The organism is Arthrobacter sp. NPDC058127 (genome assembly GCF_042884555.1).
GTDB lineage: Bacteria > Actinomycetota > Actinomycetes > Actinomycetales > Micrococcaceae > Arthrobacter.
In genome coordinates this window covers 84863-98479 of sequence record NZ_JBHVTT010000008.1, presented here as the reverse complement: position 1 = coordinate 98479, position 13617 = coordinate 84863, and the positions used below count along the sequence as shown (strand labels likewise).

Annotated in this window: 10 protein-coding genes; 2 read left to right on the top strand and 8 right to left on the bottom strand. The window is 63.6% G+C overall.

The window, feature by feature from the left end; translation table 11 throughout:
• The first annotated feature begins 2 nt into the window (after window positions 1–2).
• Both ACFVTG_RS12900 and ACFVTG_RS12895 read left to right on the top strand, forming a co-directional pair.
• Complete coding sequence (locus tag ACFVTG_RS12900) at window positions 3–1670, top strand: sensor histidine kinase (protein WP_390280945.1); 1668 nt, start codon at window positions 3–5, stop codon at window positions 1668–1670.
• Window positions 1671–1897: 227 nt separating this feature from the next.
• A complete protein-coding gene (locus ACFVTG_RS12895) occupies window positions 1898–2365 on the top strand; it encodes a very short patch repair endonuclease (protein WP_284751464.1) in 468 nt (155 codons plus the stop codon).
• Here the strand turns inward: ACFVTG_RS12895 and ACFVTG_RS12890 are convergent.
• The 8 genes from ACFVTG_RS12890 to ACFVTG_RS12855 form a co-directional block, all read right to left on the bottom strand.
• Window positions 2307–2543: a PLDc N-terminal domain-containing protein gene (locus tag ACFVTG_RS12890; protein ID WP_284751463.1), complete on the bottom strand. Its 237-nt coding sequence runs from the start codon at window positions 2541–2543 to the stop codon at window positions 2307–2309. The two genes, ACFVTG_RS12895 and ACFVTG_RS12890, sit on opposite strands and share 59 nt — an antisense overlap.
• A gap of 74 nt (window positions 2544–2617) precedes the next feature.
• Window positions 2618–3808 carry a restriction endonuclease gene (locus ACFVTG_RS12885; RefSeq protein ID WP_390281086.1) on the bottom strand — a complete coding sequence of 397 codons (1191 nt, stop codon included), beginning with the start codon at window positions 3806–3808 and terminating at the stop codon, window positions 2618–2620.
• Between the two features lie 91 nt (window positions 3809–3899).
• Entirely contained in the window at window positions 3900–6134 is a 2235-nt protein-coding gene (locus ACFVTG_RS12880) for an McrB family protein (protein WP_390280943.1), read from the bottom strand.
• Between the two features lie 141 nt (window positions 6135–6275).
• The gene (locus tag ACFVTG_RS12875) at window positions 6276–8207 is read right to left on the bottom strand and encodes a DUF5107 domain-containing protein (RefSeq protein WP_390280941.1); all 1932 of its coding nucleotides are present in this window, start codon (window positions 8205–8207) and stop codon (window positions 6276–6278) included.
• A gap of 147 nt (window positions 8208–8354) precedes the next feature.
• A complete protein-coding gene (locus tag ACFVTG_RS12870) occupies window positions 8355–9095 on the bottom strand; it encodes a copper homeostasis protein CutC (RefSeq protein WP_390280939.1) in 741 nt (246 codons plus the stop codon).
• Between the two features lie 51 nt (window positions 9096–9146).
• Window positions 9147–9563, bottom strand: coding sequence for an acyl-CoA thioesterase (locus tag ACFVTG_RS12865; RefSeq protein ID WP_390281084.1), 417 nt, complete (start codon window positions 9561–9563; stop codon window positions 9147–9149).
• A 26-nt stretch (window positions 9564–9589) separates the two neighbouring features.
• Window positions 9590–11686 carry an ABC transporter ATP-binding protein gene (locus ACFVTG_RS12860; protein WP_390280937.1) on the bottom strand — a complete coding sequence of 699 codons (2097 nt, stop codon included), beginning with the start codon at window positions 11684–11686 and terminating at the stop codon, window positions 9590–9592.
• Window positions 11683–13416: an ABC transporter ATP-binding protein gene (locus ACFVTG_RS12855; RefSeq protein ID WP_284751458.1), complete on the bottom strand. Its 1734-nt coding sequence runs from the start codon at window positions 13414–13416 to the stop codon at window positions 11683–11685. The genes ACFVTG_RS12860 and ACFVTG_RS12855 overlap by 4 nt, the downstream gene beginning before the upstream one ends.
• Window positions 13417–13617 lie beyond the last annotated feature (201 nt).

Genomic DNA, 13617 nt, shown 5'->3' with positions numbered 1-13617 from the left:
TGATGAAACGTCCGTTTGAATGGGACGCCCAAAGCGGCCGGGTGATGTTTTTTCAGCACGCCTTCCATGAGTACTCACTCAAGGATCGCGTTGCACTCAGCCAATTGCCGCTGACCGTGACGGTGTGCCTCACTGCGGTCTTGGTTGGCCTCTACTTCCCCGCAACCCTCGGCAATCCCCTCTTCGTCGTCTTCCTGGCTACCCAAGCTGCAGCGTGGGTCCTCTGCCAGGTAGTCCCGTGGGACAGACTCCCCTTTCCAACATTCCTGACCGTCCCGCTCCTTGACATGGTGTCCATCGGGCTAGGGCGTGAGGGGGGACAAGACAGCCCCATCGGAATCAGCCTCCTGACTGTCTTTCCCGTCATCTGGCTCTGCGCCTCGGGGTTGTATCTACGCTCGGCCCTGGTTGTCTCGTTCCTGGGGCCACTCGCCATGATTTGGACGCCGCAATTCATCCATGGAACGCACACGCCGCAGGATCTGCTGCGGGGATTGCTGCTGCCCATCATGATGCTCGGTATCGGCGTTTCCATCGGCGTGATGACCCAGAGCATGGTCGCCCAGCAGAAGCGCCTTGAGGAAAGGGACGCCGCACTGCTCCGCGCCTTGGCGGACAGCCGGGAGAAGGAACGATTGCTCAACACAGTTCTTGAAACCGTCCACCTTGGCGTCGTCGCCATTGACGCCGATGGCCGCGAAATGATGGCGAACCGCAAGCAGCGGGAGAACCAGGTGCTCGAGGATTCCGGGGACACCGATCGCCACGGCGAGCCAGATGTCTTGGTTTTCGACGCCGACCGTGTGACCCCGACGGACGCGGATCGCCGGCCGATGCGTCGTGCAGCGTTGAGGCAGGAGTTCACGGACTACCTCGTCTGGGTTGGGACGGGCAGGGAGCAGCGTGCCTTCACCACCAGCGCGCGGTCCATGAAGGACTGCGACGGCAACTACCTAGGTTCAGTGGTCGTTTTCGGCGACGTCACGGCGCTGGTGGACGCGCTTGCCGCGAAGGACGACTTCGTCTCGAACGTTTCCCATGAGTTCCGTACCCCGCTGACGTCCATCACAGGGTACGTGGACCTTGTGCTGGAGGAGGCCGAAAACCTCCCGGGCTGGGTGGTGGAGCAGCTTCAGATTGTGCAACGAAACGCTGACCGGCTCCTCTCCCTCGTCTCCGACTTGTTGGCGGTCCGTTCCGGCCGCATGATCGTCCAGCCACACGCGGTGGACGTATCCGAACTGGTCAAGTCAAGCGTTGCGTCGGCCGGGCCGAAAGCTAACGACGGCGGGGTGCGGCTTCAGGTCGACGCCCCGGAACGCCTGGAGGCTCACGTGGATGCCAACCGGATCTCCCAGGTGCTGGACAACCTCATCTCCAACGCCATCAAATACTCCCCCGACGGCGGCGACGTGCGCGTCACGCTGCGGCAGGAGGAAAATGGGCTGGTGTGCCACGTCAAAGACACCGGCATGGGAATGGACAAGCAGGACCAAGCCGATGCCTTTACCCGGTATTTCAGGGCCGGAAACGTGCGCAATACGGCCATTCACGGCGTCGGCTTGGGACTTTCCATCTGCAAGGCAATCGTCGACGCCCACGGCGGGACCATTGGCCTTGAGAGTGTCCCCGGCGAAGGAACAACCTTCACGTTCCGTGTCCCGGCCTGACCCCCACCGACCCTCGCTCACCTATGGGCCATTTCCACCCAACGCTCGCTCACAAACAAGCCGCCCCCAGGCCAACCCTCGCTCACATCATGTGAGCGAGCGTCACGCCAAACGTTCCGATACGTGAGCGAGCGTTCTGGTCTTGGGCACCGTACGTGAGCGAGCGTCCGAGGAAGTGCCCACATACCTGAGCGAGCGTTGCAGGGTGCGCTGCGTAGACTGAGGATATGGGCGAGAGCCGCGACCTGCTGACGCCTGAGCAACGCAGCCTGAACATGTCCAAGATCCGGGGCAAGAACACCAAGCCCGAGCTCTTGGTCCGTCGGCTCCTGCATGCCAAGGGTTACCGGTACCGGCTCCATGGCCGGGCCTCGGGCGGGAAGTTGCCCGGCAGCCCGGATCTCGTGTTTGCCGGCCGTCGCAAGGTGATTTTCGTGAACGGATGCTTCTGGCACTTCCACGATTGCAAGGCCGGCCAGCACGCGCCGACGGGCAACGCCGATTTCTGGGCAGCCAAGCGCAACCGGACCCGGGAGCGCGACGCCGGACAGCGCGAACTGCTGAGAGCCTCAGGATGGGAGGTTCTCACCGTGTGGGAATGCGAACTGCGGGACCGTTCGGCTTTGGAGAATCAGCTTACGCAGTTCCTCGACGGCGGCCGAACAGGAAGTAGCTCAGCGGCCCGAAGAAATTGATGAAGCTCGCGGCCCGCCATACAGCTTTGTTTCCCCTGATTTGGGCCGCAGGTGTCTTGGAAATGCTGCGTTGTGCCGCGATGAGCAACGCCATCTGTCCCGCACCCACCACAAGCACGCCTACCCGTTGCCCAGGGGTCATGTCCTTCCAGGACTTCTTCTTTTTCTTGCCGTGCATGATGCCTCCATCTGCAGTGACTTGCTCTCTCAGGCTAGTCCGCCTGCCGCCCGGACGGAACTAGAACCAGCACCTCATAGTCGGGCCTGGCGCACCACTTCTCCCCAGGACTGCTGGGCCAGGTCCGTGACGGCGGCAAGGATCTCCGCCGGTGGCCGCGACAAGTCCAGCGGGTACTCCACAATGTCGATATCCGTGTTGAGGATCCGTCGCAGCTTCATCTCGCCCTTGCCCGCGTAGACCAACCATGCCGTGGGAACTTGCAGCGCGGTGCAGTAGGCCAGGAGTTGATAGTGGTCCGCGTTCAGCGAGGCCCAGGAATCCGTGGCCGACGCGTATTTGGAGTCGTACACCACTACGGGCCGGCCACCCAGGAAATGCACGGCGTCGGGGCGCACGGTGAGCCGGTCCGAATCCCGGACAGCTTCGTTGAGGGTGGCGCCGTATTGAAGCCGCATTTCACCCGGATGTGCCCGCATGGCCGCCCGCAAAGCCACACCCACGAATTCCTCAAACACAGTGGACATGTCCACGACAAACGAGGCGGTCTGCTGCTTCCCCTCGCCCGCTTCCGCAGAGGCATTCCGCAGGATGAGCTCGGCCAAGCGGAGGACAGGATGGTAGCGGAGGTTCATCCGGTTGGCTTGCCACTTCGGAAGGGGCGCTCCGGACTGGAGCCGCGTGACGGCGTCGAGCTTTCCCTTGAGCTGCCGCAAGCGGCTCAGGACGTTTTGCCGCACGCCGGGAACCTTGCCCATCCGCTCAAGGGCGGCACGCAGAATGCGGTTCTCGGCAATGTCCTCGGTGAATTCGTCGTAGGAGACTTCCAGCGGAACCAGCATCCCGGGGCGGCGCGAGATCTGGTCCGAGATGCGGATGCGGCCCTTGACCGTCCGGAGGGACTCGTCCACGGTGAGATAACCCTGCAGCGGGCCGCGGCTGAGTGCCCGCTCCGCCAACTGGGCGAGGGACTCGGCGAGGGCGCTCCACAGGTCCTTGTGCTCGACGGCGGCCACGGAATCCTCGCGGAATCCCTGGTCCCCGGCGTAGCTGAGGAGGAAGAGGAGCCGGTTCAAGCCAAGGCGGTCCTTGGGCCGTACCTCGAACTGGACCGTCGGCGTCCGCACGGACCCGACCTTGCCCACCGGCTCGATGCGGTAGAGGCCCATCCCCATGGGCGAGGCCTTCGCGAGCCCGCTCGAGTTGAGGAGGGCCGCGGTTTCCGGATCAAGCTTGTCCACGATGCCACCGGAGAGCTCGTCCATGACGATGTGCCGCACAGCCGGAGCCTTCGTGGACGGCCGGACCGCAAGCTTTCCGATGCCCGGGGCGCGGGCCGGCCGCGGTGGCGCGGTCTTAGCGGACCGCAAGTCGACCCAACAACTGGTCCAGACCGAAGCGCTCCTCCAGCTGGGCCCGGTTCAACTGACCGTGGTAGTGCTCCTCCAGGAGTGGCATGAGTTCGTACTTCCAGATCCGGCGCAGCCCCGCGGGGTTCTGGGCCGCGTTCTTCATGAAGTAGGAGGGACCGATCATCAGGTCCCGGTCCCAATCGTCGATGGAGTCGTTCAGGGCGTCAAGAAGGTCCGCGTTGAGGGTGTCCAGGCCGCGGGCCGAGAGGAACCGCCGGAGCGAACCGCGGATCGGTTCCACCTTCGGATGCAACTCCACGAATGCGAAGCGACGGCGGATGGCCGCATCCATCATGGCGATAGAGCGGTCCGCCGTGTTCATGGTGCCGATGATGTAAAGGTTGTCCGGCAGGCTGAACGGTTCGTTGGGGCTGTACTGAAGGTAGATGCGGTCGTCGCGGTATTCCAGCAGGAAGTACAACTCACCGAAAACCTTTGCCAGGTTTGCCCGGTTCATCTCGTCGATGATGAGGAAGTACGGCTTGTTGGAGTTCCCGGGTTTCGCGGCTTCTTCCGCGAGCCGACGCAGCGGTCCGGCCACGAGCTTGAACGACACCTGGCCGTCGTCGGTCTTGTCCGGCCGGTACCCCTCGAAGAAGTCCTCGTACGCGTAGGACGGGTGGAACTGCACCAGCTTGACGCGCTCATCGGTGCTGTCTCCCGCGAGCTCTGCAGCCAAGTGCTTGGCGAGGTAGGTCTTTCCGGTTCCCGGAGGGCCGTAGAGCACCAATTGGCGGTTCTCCTCGAGGAGTTCGGCAATCTCCTTGAGCGGCTCGAGCTCCATGTGGAGGGACGCCGCGAACTCTTCCGTGAGGGGGTGGAACCCTTCAATCACGGGTTCGACGACGGTGTCCGGGGCGGCGGTTTCCTCGCCGTCGGATTCGGCTTCGGCGGGCAGGAGGGACTGCAGCGACTGGATGACCCTGGTAACGTCCACGACGATCCCCGACGTGGAGAGCTGGCGCTGGACGTGCCGCGGTGCCTCGGCAATCGGGTGGGTCTCATCGAACCAACGCACCTTGCGGCGGAGCCGGCGGTTGTCCTCGTTGTGTTCCGGCTCGCCCAGGACCACGCCGATCCTGACGGCTCCGGAGTTCTGGAACAGGGCGAGGTCGCCGGGCTTCATCACGGTCAGGAACGCGAAAACGGCGGTCTTGGTGTCCTCCCGCTCCACGTAGCCGAGGTGCTTGTAGTCCTCGTCCACGGCATGCTGGACCACTCCAGCTGTCACCCCGGCGGTGAGTTCGCGGAGGTGTTCGACGTCGAGCGTCGCCTTTTCCTCTTCCCGCCAAGCGGCGAGGAGCTCGGCGGAGTCCTGGTGCGTGCGCAGCAGCCAGGCACGGCGGCCGGGATCTCCCACTTTGCGCCACTGGCTGACGAGCTGGCGATCGTACCAATCGATGCGCTGGCCCGCCTGTTCGTCCAGGTGAAGCCGGATGCGGTGGACATCCGCGGTGATGTCGGCTTCCGTTTCGCCGTGGGCACCGCCAACGAGCGAGGCGAAGGCGTCCCTGATTTCGCGCCGCTCGACGTCGGCGACCACGGGCTCGAAGTAGCTCGGCCACGCCAAGTATTCGATGCTGCGCCGGATGGCCGGCTGGTCCCCAGGGGTTGCCGCCGCGAGTTCATGGAATTTCAGCGGGTCCTTGAGGGCTTTGTTGATGCTCGCGTTGGATTGGCCATCCACGTGCGCCACGAATCGGCACAGCCAGGTCAGGTGGTCCCAGATGGTCCAGTTGAACTCCGCGGTCCTGTCACGGATGACGCCGTGATCGGTCATCCCTTCGTACAGCTCCTTGGGGAGCTCGAGTTCGGGATCGAGCCAGGAGGCGGCTTCGGCAACGCGGGCGCGCTTGACCTTGAGCGATTTGACCTCGTGTGCAAGCGGCAGGGACTGCAGGAAGAGGAGTTCGACGGCGAGCAATTTGGCCTCGCGCGAGGCCCCTTCCAGGTTTTGGCGCAGGTTGGTCATCATCGGCGCTTTGGAGTCTCCGACGCCGCGTTCCAAGCGCTCCAAGAGCTCGCCGGCTGCGTCCACCGTCCAAGTGCGGGTGCTGCCGTCGAGCGCCGAGGCCTTGCCTTGCAGCCCCGGGGCCAGCACGAACCACGCCGCATCTTCGATCTCCTTGGAGATACCGGGGGCACGGGTCAGCGGGGTTTTGGTGGAGGGAGTCACCATGCCAACTTACATGGTTTGTCTTGATGCTGGCCAAGCAAAGTCGGCACCCCCGCCACATCCGTCCCGCCTCACACGTTCTGCCACATGCGTCCCACATCTTTCCTCCTGCCGCATGCGCCCCGCACCGGTGCACCCCGGAAGTCAGTGCATCCCAAAGCGGTAGCTGGCAGGCACCGGCTCCCCGGGGCACACTTCCTGCCACAAGGCTGCGATCCCGTCCTCACCCTCCCGGATGTCCGGTATTTCGACGCCGTCCCGCAGCATCGCTGCCGCCTCCGGGCCCCTGCCGACGCCCGCGAGGGCGAGCGCCGTCAGGAAGCGGACGCGTCCGACGTCGGACATTCCGGCAGGTGCCTCGCTCGCCAGGGCGAGTGCTTGGGCGGGGTCTCCGTGCCGGATGCTGAGGGTCATGGCTTCGCTCAGCAAGGGGAGGTTGGACGGTTCCAGCCGGCTCGCTGCGGCAAGTTCAGCCAAGCCTTCGTCGGTCTTGTTGGTGGCAAGCAGCGCAAGGGCCCGGCCACGGAGGGCGAGGACCCTGGAACGTGGTGAGAGTGCGTCGGCAATCAGGGCTGCGCCATACCCGGCGATCGCACCGGCGAGGTCCTGGCGGGCGTGCTTCATCGTGGCCAGGTGGAACTGCGCTTCCGCTCCGCCATCCTTTGCCAACAGTTCTTCCCAATCGGCTCCAGCCACGAAACTCCCGGCGCCTAGGAAACTCGCCCCGTCCAGCAGGCTGTGCCACGGGCCTGTTTCCTCGATCGCGTCAGGGGTTGCATCATCCGTGAAGGGAGTCCCGATTTCGTCCGGCCACGCGCGGCCTGAGTGTCGTCGTCGGGCACTCTCCAAAGCACCCCAGGCGCTGCCGCGCACCAGCATCTCGTCCGGGGGCAGGGCATAGTTCCGCGCGGCTTCGGCGAGGGCGACCTTGAGCTCGGCGTCCGGGACGAGGTCCTCGAGCCGGGTGCTGGCGTGGGTCACGGCGGCATCCCAATCCTGGCCGTGGGAGGTTGCGGGATCCAGCTTGGCGTTGCCGTAGGCCTCTACCCAGCTCCACTCGGCACCGGCAGGCATGGCCAGATGCTCGAACTGGGTTTGGGCGAGCCCAGCCTGGATCTCGGCGTAGGGGCCGGCACCGGGGCTGAGCCATTCCTGCCAGCGTTTCCCGCCGTCGCCCTGGCCCCACACGAACAATTTCTTCCCCCGCAGGAGGCTGGTGGACAGCATGGCCAGGCCATCGCCGTCGTGGTCCACTGCGGCGATCCAATGCCGGTGCCCCGGCTGGATGTCGAAGAAGAAGTCCGCGGCGTGCGCGCTGTTGACCAGCCAGGTAGCGTCCATGCCTTGGTGTTCCGTGGGCCGGACGCGGGCGATATCGGTGGTGTAATCGCTCCCGAAAGCCTCCGTGGCGGGCGCGATCACGCGCGTTTCCGCCGTCTCGGGAACAGCGGCGTTGCTCCACCAGTACATGGGGACCTCGTGGTCATGCGGGTTCCTGATCCGGACCGCCGTGAGGAGGACGTCCGAGTCCTCAGGAAGCCACATGTCCACTTGGAAGACCACCTCGCGGAGGCGTTCGAACTCCCACATGCGCAGAATGTCGTGGCCTTCGGGGGACTTGACGATCGCCGTGTGCAGCGGATCGCACGTGGTGGGCGAGTGCCCGCGGGTGCCGATGTTCCATTCGAGCCCGCCGGCGAACCAGGCCTTGCGCAGTGCGATGTTGGCGAACTGCAGGGTTTCATGGGTGTGAAGGAGCTGCTTTCCCGAGGCCTTGTCGAAGAGCTCCCAGAGCCGGCCGCCCAAGGTGGGGAGGACAACTGCACGCAGTTTGCTGTTCTCCAGCACGACGGCGGGCACGTCGTGGGCGGTCCGCTCGCGGGAGTAGCCGTCCTGCATCAAGTACGGGAACATGTTCGGCACTTGGCCGTAGCGGGCCGCGGCCTGTAGTTCCTCCGGGACGCCGTCGCCGATTCTGTACGGCTGGTCCAACTCTGCCATGACCACCGGCAGCGGGCTATTGGGACCCAACTCCGCCATGTTCAGGGTGATGGTGGAGAAGCTCAGGTTTTGCATCTTTGTGACTCCTGGAGGCTATTTTCGATCGTAAGACTTCACCCATCTTTGACCCAAGTCGCCGCCGTGTAAAGGGACCCACCCAAGTAGCTGGCAGTTAATGTCGTTTACAGCGCCCAAAACGACAACAAATGCTAGTCAGTTGGGTCAGCGGGACGCAGCGCGGGCAGCCCTCACCAGGTCCCGGTTGGTGACCATGTACGCCGTCGGGTCTGCTTCGCCGGGTGTGCCGAAGGAGTCACCTCGGTTCTTCCGCGTGGAAACCGTGGTCTTGGCTGACAAGTGGACCGCGCTTAGTCCCGCTGAGTGCAGGGCCGGGATATTGTCCAGGGCGAGTCCGCCGCCTGCCATGACCTCGAGCCGCCCCGCTGCCCGCTGGACCATGCGCTCGAGGGTCGCGATCCCCGCACCCACCGTGGCGGCGCCGCCGGAGCTAAGCACCCGGGTGAATCCAAGCTCCACGAGCTGCTCGACGGCGACCGCGGGGTCCGGGGTCTGGTCGATGGCCCGGTGGAAGGTCAGTTGGGCGTTGGGGTTTGCCTCCAGTGCTGTGTCGGTGAGCCTTCGCGTGGCTTGGATGTCGATGTCACCGTCTGCCGTGAGGACTCCGATCACTACGCCCTGGGCTCCTTGGGTTAGCAGGAACCGGATCTCGCGGTCCATGGTGTCCACATCGGCGTCGGAGTACAGGAAATCCCCTGGGCGGCTACGGATCAGCGGGTGGATCTCTAGCCGTCCGTTGGCAGCTTCCTGCGCGGCTTCCATCAGGCCTTGGCTCGGGGTCAGTCCCCCGAGCTCCAAAGCGCTGCAAAGTTCAATCCGGTCCGCGCCTTCTTCGGCGGCAACGGCAGCGCCCTGGGCACCGACGGCGACGATCTCGAGTTTCATGGGGAAACTCTACGTCCACCGGCAATGCCCAGGGCGTGCTGCCATGCTTCGCTAGGCCCGATAGGGCTCCAACTGCTGCTTCTGTTCGGGAGTGAGCCTGCGGACACGGCCCGTGGACTCGTCGACGAACGCCAGATGGGTGCTCGCGTTGACGCAGTCCTGGCCGGTCACGGGATCCTTGATGACGTAATGGAGGTCAAAACTTGCACCCTTCACGGCGCCGACCCAGATCTCAACGATTGCTGGAATGTTCCGGTATTCCAAGGTCCGGACGTACCGGACCTTGTGCTCCACCACAAGGGTCATGACCCCGTCTTCAACAGAGTCGAAGACGGAGACCGGTGGTTCCACTCCGGGGAGTCCGGCACCGCGGGGCGGACCGAAGGCCGCGATACGCGCCTCTTCGAGGATGCGCACGATCTGGACGTTGTTGATGTGCCCGTACGCGTCCATGTCTCCCCAACGCATCGGCACGTGGACCGTAATTCGCTGGCTCAGCTGTGCACCGCCGTCGAGTCATCCACAACGGTTTCCTCGGCATCCTCACCGGCAAACTGCGACATGTACAGGCGGTAGTACGCACCCTGCAATGCGAGCAGTTGGTTGTGGTTGCCCTGCTCCACGATGCTGCCGTTTTCCATCACAAGGATGGTGTCGGCGTCGCGGATGGTGGACAAACGGTGGGCGATGACAAAGCTCGTGCGATCCGTGCGGAGGGCAGCCATGGCCTTCTGCAACAACAGCTCGGTACGGGTGTCAACGGAGCTCGTGGCCTCGTCCAGGATCAACAGCGAGGGATCGGAAACGAAGGCGCGCGCGATGGTGATGAGCTGCTTCTCCCCCGCGCTGACGTTGTTGCCTTCCTCGTCGATGATGGTCTGGTACCCATCCGGCAAGGCGCGTACGAAACGATCCACGTAGGTTGCCTTGGCCGCCTCCATGATCTGCTCCTCGGTGGCGTCGAGGTTGCCGTACTTGATGTTGTCGTAGATGGTCCCGCCGAACAACCAAGCGTCCTGCAGCACCATTCCAACCTTGGAGCGAAGCTCGGAACGGCTCAGCTCCTTGATGTCCACCCCGTCCAGGGTGATACGGCCCGAATTGAGCTCGTAGAACCGCATGACGAGGTTGACCAGGGTGGTCTTGCCCGCACCTGTGGGTCCAACAATCGCCACGGTGTGTCCGGGCTCCGCACTGAGGGAAAGGTTCTCGATGAGCGGCTTGTCGGCGACGTAGCTGAAGGACACGTTCTCGAACTCGACGTGGCCGTCCGTGCGCGGGGGCAGGTGACGGGCCGCGTTCTCCGGCATTTCCTCGTCTGCATCCAGGAACTCGAAAACGCGCTCAGCAGAGGCCACGCCGGACTGGAGCATGTTGGCCATGCCGGCGATCTGGCCGAGCGGCTGGGTGAATTCACGCGAGTACTGGATGAACGCCGTGGCGTCGCCAAGGCTCATGGACCCGGAGGCCACACGCAAACCACCGACGACGGCGATGCCCACGTAGCTGAGGTAGGACACGAAGTTCATGGCCGGGAAGATGATGCCGGAAACAAACTGTGCCCCGAACGAGGCCTTGTACAGGGCTTCGTTGCGTTCGTCGAAGCGCTCCAGCATGTCCGCGTCGCGCCCGAAGACCTTGACCAGCTCGTGGCCGGAGAACGATTCCTCGATCTGGCCGTTGAGAGAGCCGGTGTTCTTCCATTGGGCGGCGAAGAGCTTCTGGCTGCGCGAGCCGATCACGCCGGCAAGGACGCCGGAGAGCGGCAAGGCAACCAGCGCGATGAGTGCGAGCTGCCAGGACACGATGAACATCATGATGGTGATGCCGAAAACCGTCAGCACCGAGCTGACCAGCTGGGCGAACGCCTGCTGCAGCCCTTGCTGGACGTTGTCGACGTCGTTGGTCACGCGGGAGAGGATGTCTCCGCGCTGGCGGGTGTCGAAGTAGTTCAGGGGCAAGCGGTTGAGCTTGGCCTGGACGTCGTTGCGGAGCCGGTTGATGACTTTCATGACGATCTTGTTCAGGATGTAGCCCTGGGCCCAAAGGAAGATGTTGGCCACGAAGTACATCAAGAGCACGATCGAGATCAGGAACGTGAGCTTGGAGAAGTTGATCCTGTTGGTGAGCTCCATCTTGGAGACCATGTCCGCGAAGTTGTTCTGGCCGGCTTGGCGGAGTCCTTCGGCGAAGGCGGCCTGGCTCACGCCGGGAGGCAATTGCTTGCCCATGACGCCGCCGAAGATGACGTCCATGGCGCTGCCGAGGATCTTCGGGGCGATGACGTTCAGGACGACCGAGACCACCACGAGGCCGATGACGAAGACGACTCCGGCAGCCTCCGGCTTGAGCAGCCCGAGGAGCCGCTTGGCCGACGGTCCGAAGGCCTTTGCCTTCTTGGCCGGCAGGTTGCCGAACATGCCGCCGTCGGCTTCGCCCGGGGTGTATTCGGTTTCCTCGATATCGTCATCGTCCACCGCTGTAACGGCACCGGCTGCGTCGGCATCCTTCGCTTCCGCAGCGTCGCGCGCAGCCTTCGCTGCTTCGGCTTTCGCGGCCCAGCCGCGCTTTTGCTGATTCTGTTCGCTCATGCCACTTCCTCCGCGCTCAGCTGGGATTCGACGATCTCCTGGTACGTGGGTGACGTTTCCAGGAGTTCTTCATGGGTGCCGCGGTCAACGATTCTGCCGTTGTCCAGGACCAGGATCTGGTCCGCGTCCGCAATGGTCGAGACGCGCTGGGCCACGATGATGACCGTGGCATCCTGCGTCTTTTCCTTCAGCGCCCTGCGAAGGCGGGCGTCCGTGGCCACATCCAAGGCCGAGAAGGAGTCGTCAAAGAGGTAGACCTTGGGCTGTGTCACCAAGGCCCTGGCGATGCAGAGACGCTGCCTCTGGCCACCGGAGACGTTGGTTCCGCCTTGGGCCACCCGACGGTTGAGGCCGGAGGACTTTTCCATGACAAAGTCTTTGGCCTGCGCGGTTTCCAGCGCATCCCAGAGTTCCTGGTCCGTGGCGTCGGTCTTGCCGAAGCGCAGGTTGTGTTCGATGGTTCCGGAGAACAAGTACGGCTTCTGCGGAACGGTGGCCACTCGGCTGGTGATCTCGTCGCGGTCCAGGCTGGTGACCGGAACGCCGTCGAGCAACACATCGCCGGACGCGACGTCGTACAGGCGCGGCAGCAAGGACACCAAGGTGGTCTTGCCTGCGCCGGTGGACCCGATGATGGCGAGCGTTTGGCCCGGCTCCGCGGTGAAGGAAATGTTGCTCAACACGGGAGCTTCGGCGCCGGGGTATTTGAAGGTGACATCGCGGAATTCGACGCGCCCCTTCTTTTCCGCGGGCGCTACGGGCGCCTTCGGATCGTGGATGGAGGGTTCGACGTCGAGGACCTCACCGATGCGGTCCGCACACACGGACGCGCGCGGGATCATCATGGCCATGAAGGTACCCATCATGACGGCCATGAGGATCTGCAGGAGATACTGCAGGAAGGCGGTCAAGGAACCCACCTGCATGTTTCCCGCGTCCACCCTTTGGCCGCCGAACCACAGCACTGCCGCCGTGGAAAGGTGCAGGATCATTCCGATGGCCGGGAACATCAAGACAAACAGGTTGCCGATCTTGACCGAAACCAGGGTGAGGTCCTTGTTGGCGTCACCGAAGCGCTTGGCCTCGTAGGGTTCACGGACGAAGGCCCGGACCACGCGGATGCCAATGATCTGCTCGCGCAGGACACCATTGATGGCGTCGATCTTCTTCTGCATGGAACGGAAGAGCGGCATGAGCCGGACCACGAGGTAACCAACCACGGCCACGAGGACGGGCACCGAGACCCAGACGAGCCACGAGAGGCTGAGGTCCTCGCGCAAGGCCATGATGATGCCGCCGACACACATGATGGGCGTGGAAACCATGAAATTCAGGCCCATCAGCATGAGCATCTGGACCTGCTGGACGTCGTTGGTGCCACGGGTGATCAACGTGGGTGCGCCGAAGCTGTTGACGTCCTTGGCCGAGAAGCTGCTGACCTTGCGGAAGACATCCCTGCGCAAGTCGCGACCCATGGCCATGGCGACGCGGGATCCAAAATAGACCCCGGCGATGGCCGCGACGACCTGGCCGAGCGCGACCGCGAGCATCAGCGCGCCGGTTTGCCAGATGTAGTTGGTATCCCCCCGGGATACCCCTTCATCGATGATTTTTGCGTTGAGGCTTGGAAGGTAAAGGGTGGCAATGGTAGAGGCCAACTGGAAGATGATGACGGCCAGTATCTGCGGCAAATACGGCTTGGAGTAGCGCCGTATCAGGGTGACAAGCATGCCCACGGATCCTTAATGAGAGTGCGCGAATGAATTAGTGCGAATGACTTAATACATAGGTAGCAGCAGGCGCTGACAGTATTAGTCCCTCAACTCTACGAAATCCGTTGCCTCAGCGAAATATCGATAGCTAAATATCATCCTTGCGGCGTAGCTGAGCCGCTGCAGCGCCTCCAAACTCGCTGCAGCGGCTCCCCGCCC